This is a genomic window from Flagellimonas halotolerans (assembly GCF_035818535.1).
GTDB lineage: Bacteria > Bacteroidota > Bacteroidia > Flavobacteriales > Flavobacteriaceae > Flagellimonas > Flagellimonas halotolerans.
This window is the reverse complement of the sequence record NZ_JAYKYV010000001.1, coordinates 558,306-578,387: the sequence shown is the minus strand read 5'-3', so window position 1 is coordinate 578,387 and position 20,082 is coordinate 558,306. Positions and strand designations below refer to the sequence as shown.

20 protein-coding genes are annotated in these 20,082 nt (G+C 42.1%); 8 read left to right on the top strand and 12 right to left on the bottom strand.

Translation table 11 applies throughout. The annotated features are described in order from the left end of the window. The first annotated feature begins 36 nt into the window (after positions 1-36). Positions 37-1,137: an acyltransferase family protein gene (locus VM932_RS02655; protein ID WP_326277022.1), complete on the top strand. Its 1,101-nt coding sequence runs from the start codon at positions 37-39 to the stop codon at positions 1,135-1,137. A gap of 7 nt (positions 1,138-1,144) precedes the next feature. Here the strand turns inward: VM932_RS02655 and VM932_RS02650 are convergent, their stop codons facing one another. From VM932_RS02650 to VM932_RS02640, 3 genes are read right to left on the bottom strand one after another with little or no spacing between them, the layout of a single operon-like run. Then, the gene (locus tag VM932_RS02650; protein ID WP_326277021.1) at positions 1,145-1,501 is read right to left on the bottom strand and encodes a hypothetical protein; all 357 of its coding nucleotides are present in this window, start codon (positions 1,499-1,501) and stop codon (positions 1,145-1,147) included. A gap of 36 nt (positions 1,502-1,537) precedes the next feature. After that, on the bottom strand, positions 1,538-2,560 hold the full coding sequence (gene galE / locus VM932_RS02645; protein ID WP_326277020.1) for a UDP-glucose 4-epimerase GalE: 1,023 nt from the start codon (positions 2,558-2,560) through the stop codon (positions 1,538-1,540). A 2-nt stretch (positions 2,561-2,562) separates the two neighbouring features. Next, positions 2,563-3,717, bottom strand: a complete 1,155-nt coding sequence (locus tag VM932_RS02640) for a DegT/DnrJ/EryC1/StrS family aminotransferase (RefSeq protein ID WP_326277019.1) — start codon at positions 3,715-3,717, stop codon at positions 2,563-2,565. Positions 3,718-3,800: 83 nt separating this feature from the next. Between VM932_RS02640 and VM932_RS02635 the strand changes: the two genes are divergently transcribed. The 3 genes from VM932_RS02635 to VM932_RS02625 all read left to right on the top strand — a co-directional run bounded on the left by VM932_RS02635 (position 3,801) and on the right by VM932_RS02625 (position 6,723). Further along, complete coding sequence (locus VM932_RS02635) at positions 3,801-5,042, top strand: 3-deoxy-D-manno-octulosonic acid transferase (RefSeq protein ID WP_326277126.1); 1,242 nt, start codon at positions 3,801-3,803, stop codon at positions 5,040-5,042. A 34-nt stretch (positions 5,043-5,076) separates the two neighbouring features. Then, positions 5,077-6,468 (top strand): sugar porter family MFS transporter, encoded by a 1,392-nt coding sequence (locus VM932_RS02630; RefSeq protein WP_326277018.1) that lies wholly within the window; start codon positions 5,077-5,079, stop codon positions 6,466-6,468. A gap of 105 nt (positions 6,469-6,573) precedes the next feature. Beyond that, the gene (locus VM932_RS02625) at positions 6,574-6,723 is read left to right on the top strand and encodes a hypothetical protein (protein ID WP_326277017.1); all 150 of its coding nucleotides are present in this window, start codon (positions 6,574-6,576) and stop codon (positions 6,721-6,723) included. Here VM932_RS02625 and VM932_RS02620 read toward each other — a convergent pair. The 4 genes from VM932_RS02620 to VM932_RS02605 all read right to left on the bottom strand — a co-directional run bounded on the left by VM932_RS02620 (position 6,720) and on the right by VM932_RS02605 (position 9,964). Beyond that, entirely contained in the window at positions 6,720-7,346 is a 627-nt protein-coding gene (locus VM932_RS02620; RefSeq protein ID WP_326277016.1) for a hypothetical protein, read from the bottom strand. The genes VM932_RS02625 and VM932_RS02620 overlap by 4 nt on opposite strands. Positions 7,347-7,394: 48 nt before the next feature. Further along, positions 7,395-7,694: an HPF/RaiA family ribosome-associated protein gene (locus VM932_RS02615; RefSeq protein ID WP_293167158.1), complete on the bottom strand. Its 300-nt coding sequence runs from the start codon at positions 7,692-7,694 to the stop codon at positions 7,395-7,397. 79 nt (positions 7,695-7,773) lie between these two features. After that, positions 7,774-9,093, bottom strand: a complete 1,320-nt coding sequence (locus VM932_RS02610; protein ID WP_326277015.1) for an ATP-dependent 6-phosphofructokinase — start codon at positions 9,091-9,093, stop codon at positions 7,774-7,776. Between the two features lie 79 nt (positions 9,094-9,172). Continuing rightward, positions 9,173-9,964 carry a universal stress protein gene (locus VM932_RS02605; protein WP_326277014.1) on the bottom strand — a complete coding sequence of 264 codons (792 nt, stop codon included), beginning with the start codon at positions 9,962-9,964 and terminating at the stop codon, positions 9,173-9,175. Between the two features lie 196 nt (positions 9,965-10,160). Here VM932_RS02605 and VM932_RS02600 point away from each other — a divergent pair, with 196 nt between their 5' ends. Then, positions 10,161-11,129, top strand: a complete 969-nt coding sequence (locus VM932_RS02600) for an ROK family protein (protein ID WP_326277013.1) — start codon at positions 10,161-10,163, stop codon at positions 11,127-11,129. A gap of 208 nt (positions 11,130-11,337) precedes the next feature. Next, positions 11,338-12,066 carry an energy transducer TonB gene (locus VM932_RS02595; protein ID WP_326277012.1) on the top strand — a complete coding sequence of 243 codons (729 nt, stop codon included), beginning with the start codon at positions 11,338-11,340 and terminating at the stop codon, positions 12,064-12,066. Positions 12,067-12,105: 39 nt separating this feature from the next. Here the strand turns inward: VM932_RS02595 and VM932_RS02590 are convergent, their stop codons facing one another. Together VM932_RS02590 and VM932_RS02585 are read right to left on the bottom strand one after the other, a co-directional pair. Beyond that, complete coding sequence (locus VM932_RS02590) at positions 12,106-13,308, bottom strand: succinylglutamate desuccinylase/aspartoacylase family protein (RefSeq protein ID WP_326277011.1); 1,203 nt, start codon at positions 13,306-13,308, stop codon at positions 12,106-12,108. A 2-nt stretch (positions 13,309-13,310) separates the two neighbouring features. Continuing rightward, a complete protein-coding gene (locus tag VM932_RS02585; protein WP_326277010.1) occupies positions 13,311-15,155 on the bottom strand; it encodes a glutamate-cysteine ligase family protein in 1,845 nt (614 codons plus the stop codon). Positions 15,156-15,341: 186 nt separating this feature from the next. Between VM932_RS02585 and hemN the strand changes: the two genes are divergently transcribed. Both hemN and VM932_RS02575 read left to right on the top strand, forming a co-directional pair. Beyond that, positions 15,342-16,700, top strand: coding sequence for an oxygen-independent coproporphyrinogen III oxidase (gene hemN, locus VM932_RS02580; RefSeq protein WP_326277009.1), 1,359 nt, complete (start codon positions 15,342-15,344; stop codon positions 16,698-16,700). Between the two features lie 18 nt (positions 16,701-16,718). Continuing rightward, the gene (locus VM932_RS02575; RefSeq protein ID WP_326277008.1) at positions 16,719-17,543 is read left to right on the top strand and encodes a universal stress protein; all 825 of its coding nucleotides are present in this window, start codon (positions 16,719-16,721) and stop codon (positions 17,541-17,543) included. Positions 17,544-17,634: 91 nt separating this feature from the next. On the opposite strand, the gene VM932_RS02570 is transcribed toward VM932_RS02575, so the two are convergent. The 3 genes from VM932_RS02570 to VM932_RS02560 are packed head-to-tail and all read right to left on the bottom strand — an operon-like array spanning position 17,635 to position 20,077. Next, entirely contained in the window at positions 17,635-18,903 is a 1,269-nt protein-coding gene (locus tag VM932_RS02570; protein ID WP_326277007.1) for an acetyl-CoA hydrolase/transferase family protein, read from the bottom strand. 14 nt (positions 18,904-18,917) lie between these two features. Beyond that, on the bottom strand, positions 18,918-19,628 hold the full coding sequence (locus VM932_RS02565; protein WP_326277006.1) for a sulfite exporter TauE/SafE family protein: 711 nt from the start codon (positions 19,626-19,628) through the stop codon (positions 18,918-18,920). A 2-nt stretch (positions 19,629-19,630) separates the two neighbouring features. Next, positions 19,631-20,077, bottom strand: coding sequence for a FixH family protein (locus VM932_RS02560; protein WP_326277005.1), 447 nt, complete (start codon positions 20,075-20,077; stop codon positions 19,631-19,633). Positions 20,078-20,082: the final 5 nt, after the last annotated feature.

Below are 20,082 nucleotides of genomic sequence, written 5' to 3'. Positions count from 1 at the left end.
TAATTTAACTTGAACGCCCAGTTAAACCAACCAAACATGTCCAAACTTAAAAACAGATATCTTTCCTTGGATGTTTTCAGGGGTCTGGATGTCGCCTTGATGATCATTGTTAACTCACCAGGCAATGGATCCACCACTTTTGCGCCATTATTGCACGCCGACTGGAACGGATTTACATTGACCGACCTTGTTTTTCCCACTTTTTTGTTTGTGGTGGGAAATTCCATGAGTTTTAGCATGAAAAAGTATGAAAGCATGGGCAACCCTGCATTTTTTAAGAAGGTCCTGAAGCGAACTGCCATCATTTTTCTTTTGGGCTTTTTAATGTACTGGTACCCATTTTTTGATGACGGACAGTTAAAACCATTTTCGGAGACCAGGGTTTTCGGGGTTTTGCAACGTATTGCCTTGTGCTATATGTTCGCATCCATAATCCTTCACTTTGTAAAGGCCAAAACCGCTATATGGCTGAGCGCTGTCTTTTTAGTGGGCTACCATCTTATTTTAATTGGTTTTGGCGACCTTACCTTATCGGGAAATGCCGTTCTTAAACTGGATGAGTGGCTTATTGGAGCCGACCATATGTACCATGGCGAAGGCATTGCTTTTGATCCCGAGGGATTGTTGAGCACCCTTCCCGCCATTGTAAATGTGATTATTGGTTACCTGGCTGGTCGATTCATCCAAAACAACGGTCAAAATTTTGAGACCGTCGCCAAATTGATGATGTTCGGTTTTGCCCTGGTATTTGCGGGCTTGGCATGGGACCTTATTTTGCCCATCAACAAAAAATTGTGGACGAGTTCCTTTGTATTGCTCACTTGCGGTATTGACCTTTTTGCCATCGCTACGCTTATTTATATCTTGGATATGAAAAAGGCGAAAAGCTGGAGCTACTTTTTTGAAGTCTTCGGTAAAAACACCTTGTTTATTTATTTATTGTCGGAGTTATTTATAATTACTCTTTTTGCCATTGACCTCAACGGGGAATCGCTGTACCGATGGATTGCCGACAACATATTTATATCATGGTCAGGTGGCCACACGGGCTCATTATTATTTGCCCTTTGGATTATGCTGACTTGTTGGCTCGTGGGTTACTTTATGGACAAAAGAGGCATTTACGTGAAGGTCTGACCAAAGGTCAGCTGCTATATTTGGCTTTGTACCATACTTTTTGCCATTCCCTTTTCAATAATAAAAAAGATACCTCCGCCGAAATATCAACGACATCCGACGGAGTTATTTTTTTTACCTCGCTCTCTGCAATATCAACTACATATAATAGGTTGAGATACTCTGGGAATTTTTCCACGATCAAGTAATAAATCTTTTCGTGGATGGTGCTTTTTAGTTCTTCGGGAGATATATCCAAAGGGATATTGATGGGCACATTGGCCAATTCAAAATCTTTTTTGAGTTGTAGCAGTAGGTTTTGATAAAGTTGCTCCCGCTCTACGCCTTCGAGCAACTCCAAACTGTTGTTAAAATTGGGCAGCATACTCTATTTACGACCAAAATATACTTTAGGATTTTTTCAGTTTGAACTTCTTACGATTTTCTCCCATTCCCAAGCGGATTTCATGGCATCATCAAGGCTGGATTTAGCCTTCCAACCCAAAACTTTATTTGCCTTTTGGGTATCGGCATAGGCTTGGATCACGTCCCCTGGCCTTCTACCAACTATTTTGTAGTTCAACCTTTCTCCAGAAACGCGCTCAAAACTTTGGATAACTTCCAAAACGGAACTTCCTTTTCCGGTACCCAAGTTGAACACCTCGTAATTACTTTCGTTCCTGTCTTCCAAAAGACGTTGCAATGCTGCTACATGGGCCTTGGCCAAATCCACTACATGGATATAGTCCCTAATGCAAGTCCCATCTTCGGTTGGATAATCATCTCCAAAGACAGACAACTGTTCACGCAGACCGACACCTGTTTGCGTGATAAAGGGCACCAAATTCTGGGGCACTCCAATGGGAAGCTCTCCAATTTTACCGGAGGGATGAGCCCCAATAGGATTAAAGTATCGTAACGCGATGGCTTTCAACCCTGGATTTACCTTGCAGGTATCCCGAATAATTTCCTCGCCTACTTGCTTGGTGTTCCCATAGGGAGATTCTGCCGGCTTTACTGGAGCAGCCTCGGTAATGGGCATTTGATCCGCTTGGCCATAAACGGTGCATGAACTACTGAAGATAAAGTTTGACCCCCCTTTTTTCTTGAGCTCCTGAAGGATATAAACCAATACCCCAAGATTATTCTCATAATACAACAATGGTTCGGCCACACTCTCCCCGACCGCTTTGGAGGCCGCAAAATGAATTACTCCGGCAATATCGGCGTGCTTTTGAAAGAAATCTTGGACTTTTGGCTTGTCCCGAAGATCAAATTCTTCAAAAATGGGTCTTTTGCCCCTTATGGCTTCAATGCCATCCAAAACATCAATGGATGAGTTGGATAGGTTGTCCACCACCACTACCTCAAAACCTTCATTCTGCAATTCAACAACGGTATGGGATCCAATAAAGCCCAAACCACCAGTTACGAGTATTTTCATTATTATTTGTTTACGAAATCAATCACCAACTTGGTTATAAAATCAATTTGTTCATCATCCAACTCCGTGTGCATGGGGAGCGAAATAACCTCTTCCACCAATTGATTGGTCACAGGAAAATCTTCTTCATTGTAACGGTCATCCGCATAGGCTTTTTGCTTATGCAATGGAACTGGATAATATACACCACAAGGAACGTTGTTATCGTTTAGATGTTGTGCCAGACCGTCCCTCTTACCATTTGTAATCCGCAAAGTGTACTGATGGAACACATGGCAATCGCAAACACTTTTATCCGTTTCACAGCCGCAAGATATCTTTGGCGATATGATATGCTCCTGCCCTTTAAATGCCTTTGAATATTTTGATGCTGCCTCCCATCGTTTCTGGTTGTAAAAGTCCAATTTGGGCAGCTTTGCCCTTAAAACAGCAGCTTGAATGGAGTCCAACCTGGAGTTCACACCCACCACATCATGGTAATATCTTTTGTACATACCGTGGTTCACGATACCGCGAATGGTATGCGCCAAATCATCATCGTTGGTAAAAATGGCTCCACCATCGCCATAACAGCCCAAGTTTTTGGACGGAAAGAAAGAAGTGGCCCCTACATGCCCAATAGTCCCTGCCTTTTGTTTGGAACCATCTTTTGAGAAGTAGGATCCCCCAATGGCCTGTGCATTATCTTCAATCACATACAGATTGTGCTTTTTGGCCAAGGCCATGATCTCATCCATATCGGCGCACTGTCCAAATAAATGTACGGGCACGATGGCCTTTGTTTTTGGCGTAATGGCTTTTTCCATGGCTTTTACATCAATATTGAAAGTATCGGGTTCCACATCCACCAAAACTGGAGTCAATTGTAAAAGACCTATCACCTCAACCGTGGCGGCAAAAGTAAAGTCGGCCGTAATTACCTCATCTCCTGGTTTCAACCCGAGCCCCATCATGCAAATTTGAAGGGCATCGGTTCCGTTGGCACAGGGGATAACATGTTTTACGTCCAAATATTCCTCTAATTCATTTTGAAAAGCGTGCACGTGGGGCCCATTTATAAATGCCGAAGAATCCAAGATTTCCGAAATGGCATCGTTGACCTCGGTTTTTATACCTTCATATTGACCTTTTAGGTCAACCATCTGTATTTTTTTCATCCAAATAAATTAATACGTCAAAATTAAGAAATTAAGATGCTATAATGGTCTCTGACCGAAAGAATGTATTTTAGCGAAAAATGATGCCCTTGCGTTTTCTTTACAACATCCTGATCAACATAGCTTGGCTTGGCCTAAATGTAATTGCCCTTTTCAATGCCAAGATCAAATTGTTCGTTCAGGGCAGAAAGTTAACTTTTCCCACCCTTGAGGATAAGTTCGATTCCGAAGACAGAACTATTTGGATGCATGTGGCCTCCCTGGGCGAATTTGAACAAGGGCTGCCCATTTTGGAAAGATTACGCTCCAAATATCCCGACCACAAACTGGTTCTGAGCTTTTTCTCCCCTTCTGGTTATGAGGTGAAAAAGAATTCTTTGGCTGCAGATCTGGTGGTGTATCTGCCCATGGACAGCAACTCCAAGGTAAAGCGATTTTTAAACCTTGTAAATCCAGAGTTGGCCATTTTTGTAAAGTACGAGGTTTGGCCCAATTATCTGTATCACCTTAAAAAAAGGAACATTCCCACTATTTTGGTATCGGCCATTTTTTCGGGTAGACAGATTTATTTTAAGCCTTATGGCGGGTTTATGCGAAAGAGCCTCGGGAAATTCGACCATTATTTTGTTCAAGATAAAAACTCCAAAAAGCTGTTGGAATCCATCGGATTTACAACTAGTAGCATTAGCGGGGACACTCGTTTGGACCGGGTTTCAGAAATTTTGGAACGCAACAATCAATTGGATTTCATGGATCGTTTCAAAAACAACCAACTTTGCTTGGTAGCGGGCAGTACTTGGCCCGAAGATGAAGAGATACTCATCAACTACATCAACAACAGTAAGGAAAAGGTGAAATTTGTAATCGCCCCTCACGAAATAAAACCTGCCCATATTGAGAAAATCACCTCGTCCCTTCAAAAAAGGACGGTACTTTATTCCACGATGGGCAATCAAAATTTAAAGGAGTTCGATGTACTTGTGGTGGACACCATTGGCCTGTTGACCAAAATATACAGTTATGCCAACATTGCCTACGTAGGGGGCGGTTTTGCCACGGGACTCCACAACACCATGGAACCTGCTGTTTTTGGAATTCCCATCATCATCGGGCCACAATTTGAAGGCTTTAAGGAAGCAGAGGATCTTGTTAACGAAGGTGGTATACTGCCCATTTCGAGCAAAGATAGTTTTGACGATTTGGTGATCGACCTTTTGAACAACCCCGTTTCCATTAAAAATATTGGAGCAATCAACTCCAATTATATCAATTCCAACAGAGGTGCTGCCGATTTGATCATGAAACACATTTCCAAGATTATGTAAATTTTGGTTAGCTTTAGCAAAATTCACCTTTTATATGGACAAGCGTATTTTTAGAATTTCATTGACAGCAGCCCTAGCGGGCTTTTTGTTTGGGTTTGATACCGTTGTTATTTCCGGTGCCAACCAGCCCATAAAGGAAATATGGGACACCAACTGGTTTTTGGGCGATTCCATTTTTACTTTCCACGGCATCTTTATAATGTCCATGGCGCTTTGGGGAACCGTTCTGGGTTCGCTTTTTGGAGGTATCCCAACCGACCGTTTGGGAAGAAAAAAGACCTTGTTCTGGATAGGTGTACTTTATTTTGTATCGGCGATGGGTTCGGCCTTTGCTCCCGAACCTTATAGTTTTTCACTCTTTAGGTTTATTGGGGGGATCGGCGTAGGGGCCTCATCGGTGGCCGCACCGGTTTATATCTCCGAGATTTCCACGGCCCAAACACGGGGTAGGTTAACGGCCATGTACCAGTTCAATATTGTTTTTGGCATCTTGATCGCCTTTATATCCAACTATTTTATCGGGATTGTTTTTGATGAAAGCATAGCTTGGCGATGGATGTTGGGCATTGAAGGGCTTCCCGCTTTGATCTACACCTTTATGGTGTTCAAAATACCGAACAGCCCACGGTGGTTGTTAATGAAGGACCGAGCAGACGCTGTGGTCATCGAATCCATTACTTTATTGGGCATTGCAAAAGACAAGGCCTCCATTCATCTGGAACAAATTAAAGTTGCCTTAGTGGAAACCACGGAAAAACAAAAGGAAAGTTTATTCTCTGGAAAGTACAACAAACCGCTGGCCCTAGCTTTTCTGATTGCTTTCTTCAATCAACTTTCGGGAATCAACTTTGTACTGTACTACGCCCCTGAAATTTTGGAACGTGCAGGTCTCGCTTCCGGTGAATCGCTCTTTAGTTCCATATCCATCGGCATCATTAACCTGATATTCACCTTTGTGGGCATATCCCTGATCGATAAATTGGGGCGAAAGCAATTAATGTACATTGGTTCCATTGGTTATATTGTGAGTTTGGCCATGGTGGGCTGGTGTTTCTATTCGGGAGCCAGTTCCGTGCTGCTGCTCACCTTTATCTTAGTTTTTATCGCCTCACATGCCATTGGCCAAGGTGCGGTGATTTGGGTGTTCATCTCGGAAATATTCCCGAACAAGGTTAGGTCTTACGGACAATCTTGGGGCACTGGGACCCATTGGGTATTCGCTGCACTTATTACTTTGCTCACCCCTACCTTTTTAGATGCCGAAATTGGGATTTTCAAGGATAACCCTTGGCCCATTTTCATCTTCTTTGCCTTTATGATGGTACTTCAATTAATATGGGTAGCATTCATGATGCCAGAGACCAAGGGAATCTCTTTGGAGGAGTTGGGAAAACTCCTCAGTCGAAAGAAACAAAGGCCCAATTGATTGGTTTACAGCATACGGCTAAAAACAATCCGTTAATCGAATAGTGAGCCAGCCAATAAAGGAAATACGCAAATAATTCCTTAAATTGATGGAAATTACACTATTATGGCAGATGAAATTAGTTTTGGAAATAAACTTATAGTCGGTTTTTTACGAATTATGGTCTTTGTGTTGATTGTAATATTGATAGCGATTCCTATTTTGATCGCATTGGACTTTTTGGGAGTCTTGGATGCGATAGGCCTATCTTCTTAAAATATTACATCTTCCTCCCCCATTGATTTTGTCACCAACTTTATGTAAGAGTCTATGGTCCTGTCTATATTTTTGGGTTCTGTGACATCCACTTCGCCCCTCCAAATCAATTCTATCTCTTTTCCAATGCATATACAGTAGAGAGAGGTCTCTGAATGGTATATATTGAAAGTATCATAGTATTCGGGGTCGTAATAGATTTCTTGATGTTCCAAATAATCCGTACTGAACCTTACAAACATTTTATCCACTTCGTTGATGTGCTCCCTAAATGTTCGTCGATTCTCTGTCCCAACAACCTTGGTGACCAGAATGGCATCGAACCCCTTATCCAATAATTGCTGTTCTACCTCGGCCAATTCCTCTTCCGACCTTTTGGAAGAGGTGAATTCCACATCAAAAAGATCAATACTACGCACGGCATCCACTCCCTGATCCTTCAACGCTTCGGCAAATCTGGTTTCAAACTCCATTCTGGTATTATCGTCTTGTGACATGCCCACCACCAGTACTTGGTATGCGTCAAAAAGCACTATATCCGGGTTCTTCCAAGTGCTGACCAACCGGGTTGAGGAGCACCCCATTAGAAGCAATAAACTGATGCCGATTAATTTAAGTTTCATTTTGGTGTTTTTTAAAAGATCTGGATGCAACAAAGATCTTGATTTCTATTAACGGGTATCGAAGGTAGCTTGCCTTTTTTCAAGTTGCCTTCTTAAATCCTCAACGGTTTGGGACATGGATTTCTCAAAATCGTCGGTATCCGATTTGGCAAATATTCTCGGGCCAGGAGCACTCAGTTCAATTTCACAGATCTTGCCTTCTCCAGTTTTATCGTTTTCCGTTTTAAACAATACATTGGCCTTGATCAACCAACTGTATTTTTGCTCCAAACTTTCCAGTTTTTTCATTAATAGTTGGGTCAACGACTCACTGGTCTTCATCTTTTGATATTGAACATGTACTTCCATGATTACTGTTTTGATTATACTCAAATCTATGACTACTATCGATAAAATTTAATGACAATTGTCAGTTAAAAACCAATTCTTATCCCAAGAAAAATGGTTGACCTGTGCTTTGCAGTACAGAGAACCAGAACTCGCCTTCCAAATCAATTTTTTTTCTCTTTTTTGTGACTTCGGCAACAGGCAAGTACACATAACGGTTGTTTATCCTACTGGCGACAAACTTGGTTTTTCCTGCCATGGCTCCATGAACGGCATGATAGGCCAGTCCACTGCAATAAACACTATCGCTGGAGTTGGCAGGGGCACACCGCACAATATAGCTAGGATCGATGTACTTAATGGTCACTGGACTTTTTCCTTTAAAATATGCTGTGATTTTTTCCTTTAGGAAAACACCGATATCCTCGTGCTGTACATTGCCCGATGCATCCTTCACCATCTTTCTGTCTTTAAAAAGTTGTTGTCCCGCGCCTTCGGCCACCACAATAACGGCATGTTTTTTTTCTTGTAGGCGCTTTTCCAAAACCTTTAAGAAACCTTCTTCACCCTCAAGGGAAAAATCCATTTCCGGAACCAGTACAAAATTAACTACGGGCATGGCCAAAGCGGCCGAAGCAGCAATAAAACCACTATCCCTGCCCATTAATTTGATAATGGAGATTCCATTGTAAGCCCCTGTAGCTTCATTATGGGCATCGCGCAAAATGGGACTCGCTACGTCAAAAGCGGTCTGAAAGCCAAAGGATTCATCAATTAGGTCAATATCGTTGTCTATGGTCTTTGGAATTCCCACTACACTGATTTTGCCATTTCTTTTGGCAATTTCCCCACCAATGGCATTTACACCTTTCAAAGTTCCATCCCCTCCGATGGCAAATAGCATATCCACATGGTTTTTCTCAAGGGTATCCACCATTACAGACACGTCTTGTCCGCCTCTGGACGACCCTAAAAAGGTGCCCCCAAATTGATGGATATCCTTTACCTTGTCCGGTGTCAATTCCACAAACCCGTGTCCTTTTTCAGGGTTTAGGCCTTCATAGCCATAGGGGATCCCAATAATTTTTTTAATCCCATAAAAATAGTGCAAGGCCATTACCAATCCACGGATCACATTGTTGATCCCCGGGCAAAGACCACCACAGGTAACTATTGCAGCAGTAGTGGTTTTGGCATCAAAAAAGATGTTTTGTCTTGGACCTGCTTTTTCCATACAAATAGGTGACTCCCCGTCATTTAAACATTGGTTGTAATATTGTACCGATGGGTCAAAAACCAATCTATCCGATTCACTTACAAAGTTGAATATGCGGTCTCCCTTAACGGTACTGAGCTCAAGGGGAGATGAATACTGAGGGGCCCCCAAACTTTCTATATCAAATCTATTGTTATCGTTCACTTTTATTGAATCTTAAAGATGTTCGGACAAACTGTAATGCAAACCTATCGGCAGCGACAGCATCTTCAAAGGTAAGGGTTTAATCCAGGGCCAATACCGGTATCTCGGAGTGCAGGGTCAACAATTTTGTCAATCTTCCTTCCGAAGGTGAGCTTTTTTCGGCATGGTTACGGGGCAATATGGCTAACAGATCAATGTTTTTTTCGTTGATGTAATCCAAAATACCTTGTTCCACATCTTCATTTTTAGTGAAGGTATGATCGGCATAAAAGTGTTCCAAATAGTATTCCAACAGATTTTCATTGGAGTCTTTAATGGCTTCTTCATCAAAAACGGAATCCTTATAAATGGTAAGCACATGGACACGGGCATCAAAATCCCTGGCAATGTCCAATAGTGTTCCCAAGACGTTCTTGTCATCTATTTTTTCGCCACCCATTACCAAGGCAATGTTTTTGGGCTCTTTAATGGCGGTTCCATAAGGGATTGATATTACAGGGCAATTGGCCTCCAACACCAATTTCGATGTGTTTGTAATGGCCTCATCCGTAATTTTATCGCCCATAGTGCCCATCATGATCAAATCTGCGTTACTCTTTTCTTGGGCAGAAAGAATAGTGCCGATCACTTCGCCCGTATCGGTAGTGAATTCAGGATTCACTTTCAATTTTACATTGAAAGAGTCCAACACTTTTAAAAAATCCCTCTTTAATTTTTCACTATCGGATTCACTCATGGGCATAACACCTACATAAAGGCCCAAGATATTTATAGCTCTCTCTGTACCTACAAAATTGACCACATACTCCAAGGCGTTTACAGATGCCTCGGAAAAATCAAACGGAATTAATATTTTATTTAAACTGCTCATACCTATTTTATTTAATGATTTCAATTCTTGAACTCAAAAGTAGAACCGTGGCATGATTTAAAACATGACAGAAGTCAGGGTTTTCAAATTTTCCCTGATATTAGCAAAAAATCAGCGGTCATAAAAGTCAAGGAGGTTATTTTATTGCCTTCATAATAGTTATATTTAAAAGCCGTAAAATAATGTGACTTTAAATATGGATTTAGTAATCGGAATAGATATTGGTGGAACCAAAACCAAAATCGGATTGGTAGATGAAACTGGTGAATGCCACGAAAAAACCTTTTTTAGAACCAAGGAATTCCCAAACTTGGATGCTTACCTTGATAAAATAAAAGCTACTTCCGATGAGCTTTTGGCGCAGTTTGGAGAGCGTGCCAATGTAATAGGCTGCGGTATCGGCGCCCCTAATGCTTCCAGTAAAAACGGAACTATAGAGAATGCCAGTAACTTAGTGTGGAAAGGCAGCGTTCCCTTGGTTAAACTCCTAAAACAAAGAATGGACATGCCCATTCGCATAATGAACGACGCCAGTGCCGCCGCATTGGGCGAAATGCTATTTGGAGGTGCAAAAAACATGACCGATTTTATTGTAATTACACTTGGCACAGGTTTTGGCGCCGGAATAGTGGCCAATGGCCAACTTATTGATGGATATGATGGATTCGCAGGCGAATTGGGCCATGTGGACATGACCATGGGAGATGGCAGGTTGACCGGACTAGGCGTAAAAGGCGGGCTGGAGGCTTATGTATCCGCAACCGGATTAAAGCGAACCGTTATGTATATGCAGAGCAAATATTTGGTGGATAGTAGGTTTAGGAGTATCGCCTATAACGACCTCCACGGGGAGGACATTACCCAAGCCGCGGAAGAAGGGGACGAAATTGCCCTTAAAGCTTTTGACTATACGGCTCGAATTATGGCACAGGCGTTGGCCAACTTTACGGCATTTACACAACCCGAGGCATTTATTTTAATGGGCGGCCTCACCAATAGTGGCAAATGGATGATGACCCCTTTGGAAAAATACTTTAACGGTTTCCTTTTGGATGTGTACAAAGGAAAGGTGAAACTCCTACACTCCAGCATGGAGGGAAAAACCGCCGCTATTTGTGGGGCGGCTGCCCTTATCTGGGAAAACCAAAAAAAGAAAATTGTTTAAAAAACTAGCTTTTATTGAAAAAAAGGGGGGGGGGGATCAATGACAAGCACCATGCTGCCAAAAAATGATTTAGCCCATAATACCTACCTAATACAAATATCAGTCATTCGGAAAACAAAGCAGTTTCAACCCGTATCCAAACCTGACCATTGTCATATTTTCTGATTTTGGAGAACGCTACCTTTAACATAGTTAAATAGTAGCAGTCATGAAACCAAAAAAGAACCCAAACGCAGAAATTGGACGCAACAGCAGTCTATATTTCATGATAGGACTTACTTCTGTGTTGTTCATGACATGGCAATCCTTTGAAGTAAAGTTCTATGAAGAGGAATCCAAAGTCTCGGAAGTTGTGCAGGTAACCGACGAACTTAAGGAAGATGTACCCATTACCGAAATAATCAGGACCGCACCACCCCCTCCCCCACCATCTGCACCTGATGTAATTGAAATTGTGGAGGATGTGGAAGATGTGAAAGAAACCGTGATTGAAAGTACCGAAAGTAGTCAAGAAACCTATATCGAGGATGTTGTGGTAAAAATAGAGGATGTTGAGGTTGAGGAAGTTGAGGAAGAAGTTGTAGTGCCCTTTGCAGTAATTGAATATGTTCCAGTATTCCCTGGATGCGAACATCTACAAACTCAAACAGAACGTAAAAATTGCTTTAACCAAAAAGTCCAGGAGCATATCAAAGCTAATTTCAATTATCCGCCATCGGCTTTGGAAATGGGTATAACGGGCAGGGTCCACGTACAGTTTGTAATCGATTCAAACGGCAGGGTAACCGGCATACAAAAAAGAGGCCCGGATAAGCTATTGGAAAAAGAAGCCGAACGCATTATTGCATCTTTGCCCAAAGTAAAACCGGGGGAACAACGCGGAAAAAAAGTAAGCGTAAAGTATAGCATACCTATAAACTTTGTAATGCAAAACTGAAACCCGAAGATAGGTTCAAGTCAATTTCTTGGGCCTTTTTTATTTTTTGAACCAAGCCGCACCCTTATATTCCCCAGATTTTGATGCGCTCTCCCTATTTTTGGCCACTAAATGGTTTTTATCCAATTTTCTTGCCCTGTAACCCAACAAGTGAAAAAAGGATTTGGTGAAAAAACGGGCCACCCTTTGGTCAACCATCAGGGTGTCTTTCTTATCCGTTTCCCATTCCACACCGGGCAATTTCACTAAAATATGGTCTACTTTGAACCTTCTTATTTTTTTGGACAACCACAACCAAAATTTAGGTATGGGTCTAATAAAATAAAAGCCCTCATTCCCTTGTTTTTGGTATAGGGGCATAAAAATCTGTCGTTTTTTGGTCGTTTTTAACACAACGGCATCAACAAGTGCCAAACTCTCGCCCTTTGGCACTATTTGAAAATTGACAAAGCCCGGAAACATTTTAAAGGCAGTTTGCGAACCAATATCATACTGATGGTATATTTCGTAAAACTTATGCGATACCGTTCCCCATGCCGCTATTTTATTCCTTAATCGTTCCTTCTGCTGTTCCGAAAAATCAACGGACTGGGTCAATGCCAAGGAATAGCGAATAAACTCAATGCTGTTTTGTATGGCTACGCCATCATTATGTTGTCCACTTTCAAAACCAAGAGAAACATAGCCCAATTCATTGATATAGCTCAATAAAGCCCCTTTAAGATACTCCTCAATCCCCAGGATAATGGGCAATGGATAGTTGGATGCATACGTACGGTTGAGCAAACTATCGTTGAGTACCATAAAAGGAGGGGTATGGCTTGATGTTGTATGAAGATCCAAAAAATAAAAGGGAGGATTACTGTTTTTTAGGATGTCCTGTATCAACCGATAAAGCTGGTTCAGTTCGTTATCCTCGTTATGATGGGTTTCTTTATTCCCTACTATACGTTCTATCCGTTCTGGAAACCAAATCCTGTTCAGGTCCTCATCTTGAAAACGCTGCTTACTTTCCAGAGCGCCCAAGTTTCCAGAAATGGCATAAACTTCGCCGCTTATGCCAATTTTTTTTGTTCTGATTTCATTAAAAACAGCTTTTAAGGCAAAAACACCTGCTGTTTCGTTCCCATGAATACCTCCAAAAAAAACTACGGTCGGGCCACTCTTTATACCTTTGATATGATCTATGATTCTATCAACCCTTATTGTTTCATCCCATGCTATATTGTGAACTAAAGTCATAGCTACAAATCTACTTTACTTATGATTCCCACGATATGGGTGTCCACACAAATCGGCAAACATCCTATTTGGTGATCGTGCATCATTTTTCTTGCGGTTTCTATTTCAGTTCTGGGCTCTACGGTAATTACATCTTTGACCATAATATCCGACACCTTAGCTTCTTTCTTGTCCAGTTTTTCGAACTTTTCGATATGGCTCCAGGTGAGCAGCCCCACCAATTCCCCTTTTCCATTTTCTACAGGAATATGGTGTATGTTGTTCCATTGCATAATGGCTATGGCCAAATTGGCATAATCATCTTCGTATAGCTTCATGAGCTTTGTGGACATGACCTGCCTTACCCATTGAAACGATTCCTTTGTTTTGGCCATTCCACTTATTGGTCTCCATTGATGGACGGGAGTTTGGGTCTCTTGGTTATTGTACATGGATTTGGTCAATTGTACAATGGCGCTGTCCAGCTTCATCTGTTTTTTAAGTTCCCTAAAATTTTTGATTTGCCACTCGGCCCCTGTGCCACTTTTCGTTCTTGCTTCAATTACGCCCAAAAGCCTATTAATATCCTTTTCATCAATATCGAATTTCCGCAATCCGTTGTAAGCTATGGGCAACAATACTTTTTTGACAATTTCTTTTGCCGTCATAGTCTTGTCCAACCATGAAAACACCGTGTGCCTTCCACTCATGGCGGCTCTAAAAAAGTTGAGCTTCGCCACCCTAAAGTCCATAACGTTGGGCATATCGTCATACGTTTCCGGCCTTCCCGCCATAAGCCCTACCCAAAATGCAAAATTGGCCATTTCATCGATTACTGTTGGGCCAGAGGGGATGTACCGGTTTTCAATTCGCAAATGCGGCTTTCCATTGCCCACTCCGTAGCATGGGCGGTTCCATCGGTACACTGTACTATTGAACAGGCTCAGTGCTTCCAATTTTGGGGTTTTTCCGTCCCGCAACACATGTAACGAACCTTTTGTTATGGGTTTTGTGAGTAAAATTCGGTGCGAGGAAATGTCTTGTTTAAAAATCTCGGCCACAGAATCCCTTTGCCAGTGCTCTCCAAAGCCTACCCTTGCCACTTGTTCCTTAACTGCCTTTGTCCAAACCCTGGTATCCAAACTTTGTTGGAACAGGGCTATTCTGGTCTCTCTCCAAAGTTCTTTTCCCAAAAGCAAAGGAGAATTGCAGCAAACTCCCAAAACAGGGCCCGAAATGGCCTGTGCCCAATTGTAACTTTTGATAAAGTCATCGGGGGGTATCTGCAAATGGAGTTGAAAACTGGTAGTACAGGCTTCAAAAAGTACCGAGTCGTGATGCAGTGAAAGTTCATCTGCCCCTTTGATCCTGAGCGAAAAATCATTCCCTCTCCAAGCCTTTAAAACTTCATTTATTCGGTAATACCGAGGTATCGGTGTCATAAAATCCATACCAAGCTCTTCCTTGCTTATGGTTGGGAGAATACCGGTCAAAATAATCATTACACCATGTTCATTTGCAGTTTCTTTCACCTTGTCCATCAATTTTCGTAGCTGCTGTTCCATTTTGGCAAAACAATCCTTCTCCAACGTATACGGATCGAGATTGGCCTCAATATTATATGTTGCAAATTCGGTGGTAAAGTGGTCGTCGTTAACCTCTTTGATGATTTCCATGGATTTGGGGGATGGCCTAAAATCACCATTTACAAGGCACATTTCCTGTTCGGCTCCAATCCTAACAATATCATTTTCGATCATACCTTCTGCAATCATTTGCTCCAAGGATTGGACGTCATCGATAAGATGTTGGACAAACGCTTTCCGTTCCTCTTCACTAAACGTACTTTTTCCGATATGTTCTCCCATTGAACTTAAGTTAATTGTAAGTCAACAATCCTTTAAAGGTACTATGCTGGGATAACGAAAAATATGATACTCATCAGGCCTAAAAACTCATTTTTCGCGATTCCATACACCAATCCTGACAATTATCATGTTCTATGCAACTTGACTAAGGTAATTTTGAACTATAATGTAATGATATATACAACGATGTGTGGATTAGTTCAAAAATACAATGTTCCCGGACCCCGATATACCAGTTACCCAACCGTACCCTATTGGGATCTGGACAGTTTTTCTGGAAAAAAATGGAATTCCAGTGTACTAAAAGCATATCGAGAAAGCCAACAGGAAGGAATAAGTTTATACATACACCTCCCATTTTGTGAAAATCTGTGCACTTTTTGCGGATGCCACAAACGTATTACCAAAAGACATGAGGTTGAACTACCCTACATAAAGGCAGTTTTAAAGGAATGGGAACTGTATTGCGACTTGTTGGGTTCCAAGCCCCTGATAAAGGAACTCCATTTGGGTGGTGGCACCCCTACCTTTTTTTCTCCGGAAAATTTAAAAATGCTCATCGAGGGCATTGTGCGTCTTGGAAACAAGGCGGACGAAGTTGAGTTTAGTTTTGAGGGCCATCCCAACAACACCACAAAAGAACATTTACAAGCGCTTTACGATGTAGGGTTTAGAAGGGTTTCTTTTGGCGTACAGGATTATAACCTCACCGTTCAGCGCGCCATCAACCGAATACAGCCTTTTGAGAACGTGAAAAATGTTACCGAATGGGCCAGGGAAATTGGATACACCTCGGTTGGACACGACATCATCTATGGATTGCCATTTCAAGATTGTGCCGATGTAGAGAATACCATGATAAAAACCAATGCCATAAAACCCGATAGAATCGCTTTTTATAGTTACGCTCACGTGCCTTGGATAAAAGGCAACGGACAACGTGGCTATAAAGATGAAGACCTACCATCGTCCGTGGAGAAAAAAACACAGTACGAAATGGGTAAAAAGATGCTCACGGGGTTCGGTTACAAAGATGTTGGCATGGATCATTTTGCTCTTCCCACCGATAGTTTGTACAAAGCACTGGGAAATGGAACCCTGCACCGAAACTTTATGGGTTATACCGCATCAAAAACCAAACTTATGATCGGTTTGGGAGCATCGAGCATTAGCGATAGCTGGTATGGATTTGCCCAAAATGTAAAGAACGTGGAAGAATATCAGAATTTGGTTTCGCACGGAGTTATCCCTATTTTTAGAGGACACATCCTAAATACGGAAGATGAAATCTTGAGAAAGCATATTCTTAATATAATGTGCCAATTCGAAACTACTTGGAACACCGAGGAAAAAGAAGTGGTGGATTTTGGAAATATCTTGGGCAACCTATCCGAATTGGAAGCCGATGGACTTGTAGAAATAAATGACACTAAAATCAAGGTAACCGACAAAGGGAGGCCTTTTGTAAGAAACATTAGTATGGCATTTGATCTTAAACTGCACCGACAAAAACCAAATACCCGAATATTTTCCATGACCGTTTAACCTTAAAAAAGCAACAAAATGAACAGTATAATCGTACCGGTTGATTTTTCAAATCAATCCGAAAAAGCCCTTAAAATTGCGGCTTCCTTAGCAAAGGAACACAAGGCAGAACTATATGTTTTGCACATGCTGGAACTTTCTCCCGCCATTATGGGGGAATCTGGATATATTTCCCAAGAACAAGTGGTACATCTTATAAAATTAGGAGAGCAAAGGTTTGCCGACTTTTTGGACAAACCTTATTTAAAAGAACTAAAGGTAATTCCCATTATAAAGCACTACAAAGTCTTCAGTGAAGTGGCCGAAGTGGCGGAAAAACACAAAGCCGATCTTATTGTTATGGGATCCAATGGTGCAGATGGCCTTCAGGAAATTTTTATTGGTTCCAACACCGAAAGAGTAGTAAGAACTTCCGATGTCCCTGTTTTGGTCATCAAAGGAAATGAGGTCAATGGCTTTAACCCAAAGCATTTTGTTTTTGCCTGTGATTTTGAGGAAGAGAGTGTTCCTGCCCTAAAAAAAGCCAAGAAAATGGCCGGCCTTTTAAAGGCCAAGTTGCACCTTGTTTATATAAACACTCCGGGAGACGAGTTTTTAAGCACCGATGATGCCTCTGAAAAAATCTCCAAATTCCTGGACGAGGCCAAAATAAACGTTGGAGTGGAGATATTCAACGACTATACCGTCGAAAAAGGTATTATCAATTACAGCGACAAAATATCCGCTGACCTGATCGGTATTCCAACACACGGCAGAAAGGGTCTATCCCACTTCTTTATGGGAAGTATTGGCGAGGATATTGTCAACCATTCCGAAGCTCCTGTAATAACCTTTAAAATTTAATGGATTGTATTTTTTGATTGGTTTCATACAATTCAAAAAAAGGGGCGATTTTAAAATTGCCCCTTTTTTTTGTGATTAACTATGATTGACCCTAACCATGAAATCTTTCATAGGCTGCTTTTTCCAACTCCTCCCTATGATCAGGGTGTGCAATGGAAATTAAAGCTTTGGCCCGTTGTTGCAGATTTTTCCCAAAAAGATTCACCACACCATATTCCGTGGCCACATAGTGCATGTGGGCCCGTGTGGTGGTGACTCCGGCTCCTTGCTTTAAAAAGGGTGTTATTTTGGAAACCCCTTTTTTGGTGGTGGCAGACATGGCTATGATGGGTTTACCTCCTTTGGAAAGCGATGCCCCCCGCATAAAATCCATTTGTCCGCCTACTCCAGAAAACTGATATCCTCCAATGGTATCCGCACAAACTTGGCCGGTAAGGTCAATTTCTATGGCACTGTTAATGGCCGTTGCTTTCGGATTTCTACGGATTCTGGCCGTGTCGTTGGTATACCCCGAGTCCCTAAAATCACATATAGGGTTGTCGTCTATAAAATCATATAGTTTTTGAGAGCCCACAGCAAAACAACTAACAATTTTACCTCGTTTCACCGCCTTTTCCTTTCCGTTGATGACCCTGCTTTCCAATAAGGGCAATACCCCGTCAGAGAACATCTCGGTATGGATCCCAAGGTTTTTATGGTTTGCTAAGTTGGACAGAACCGCATTGGGGATGTTCCCAATTCCCATTTGTAGGGTTGCGCCATCATCAATAAGTGATGCTACGTGCCTACCAATTTCGTGCTCTACTTCCGACGGTTCGGTGGGAAGGTGTGCGTGAATGGGCCTATTGACCTCCGTGGCAAATGCAATCTCATCCACGTGAACGATACCTGTACCGTGGGTTCTGGGTACCTGTGGATTTATCTGCGCCACGATTTTTTTGGCCGTTCTAATGGCCGGCAATGCTACATCCACCGATACTCCCAAGGAACAATAGCCATGCTTGTCCGGTGGCGACACTTGTACAAAGGCCACATCCAACGGAAGATATTCGTCGGCGAACAACCATGGTATTTCACTCAAAAAAACCGGAATATAGTCGCCCATATACGTATTTACAAATGTCCGAACGTTGCCCCCCACAAAACAGGCATTCAAGGTAAAGGCATCACAATAGGGCTTTCTGGTATACTTTGCATCCCCTTCGGTATGGATGGAAATAATCTCTATATCCTTCAATTCATCGTGACGCTCACAGAGTGCGTCGATCAACTCGTTTGGGGTCATGGCCGCTCCTTGGAAAAAGACCCGGTCGCCTGATTTTACAATTCCTACCGCTTCTTCCGCTGATGTTATTTTCATTTTGGATTATAATTTTAGGGTTGATGGCATTCAATGGTCGCCGATACCGAATCTGCAGGTGCAGCTTTAGGGGAAACATAGGGTATTCCCAATCCCAGCCCACGTACAATAAACAATATACCAATGATGACCACAAATACCGGTATCAATTTCTGTATTTTGGATTTAATGGATGTACTGAACATTCCTTTGGAATAGACCACCAAGGACATCAGTGGCACGGTTCCCAGACCAAAAATCATCATGTAAAAACCGCCCTCCAAAGGACTGCCCATGGCAATGGCCCCCAAAAGGGCCATATACACCAGACCACAGGGCAAAAAGCCGTTCAAAAAGCCAATGGTCAAAAAGGTATCGGGTGTCTTTTTTTTAAGTTCAGCACCGAGTCTGGACTTTACCTTGCCAATGATCGAGTAAATGGGCGACAACAATTTATGACCGTTCAGATATCTTCCAGGGATCAACACCAGAATAATCATAAGCACCCCTATTCCAATGGATAGCTTTTGCTGAATGCCAAATAGAGACAATCCCTTGCCCAAAAGTCCAAACAACACGCCAATAACACCATAGGCAAACAGCCTTCCAAAGTGGTAGATGGACAGTTGTGCTGTCTTTTTTATACCATTGTTTTGGTCCAGAGGCAGCATAAAGGCTATTGGCCCGCACATGCCCAAGCAGTGCAGGCTTCCCAAAAGTCCCAGAACCAATGCAGAGATCAACATGATCAGTACACCAATTTTTCTTTATGTAAAAAGGAATTACCTTCGTATTCCCAGTTTATGGAAATGTCCCAGCGACCGTCTACCAAGCGATTGTCAGGTATGAGCAAATGTGTATTGGACAAACTTAAAGGAAAGTTTGTGTCCAAGTGCTTGTTAGACGGTCTGTATAGGGACACTGTTCCACTTATTTTTTTGGGGTCGAAACGCTCTGGAAAATAAACCAACAAGCCTTCATCTGTTTTTTCAACCTTTAGGTTGGCATTCATTTCCGTGGCCTTTTTTGATGCATCTATCTCCTGCTGATAGGACAATTCTTTTTTATAATATTCCTCTGTCACCAAATCGTGGTTGGCACTATCATCCGTGCTCATCCTGAAGACAAAGTATAGGATGAAGGTGATAAAACCTATAAATGCCAATACTATTCCCGTTCCCCAATTAATTTTCATTGTTG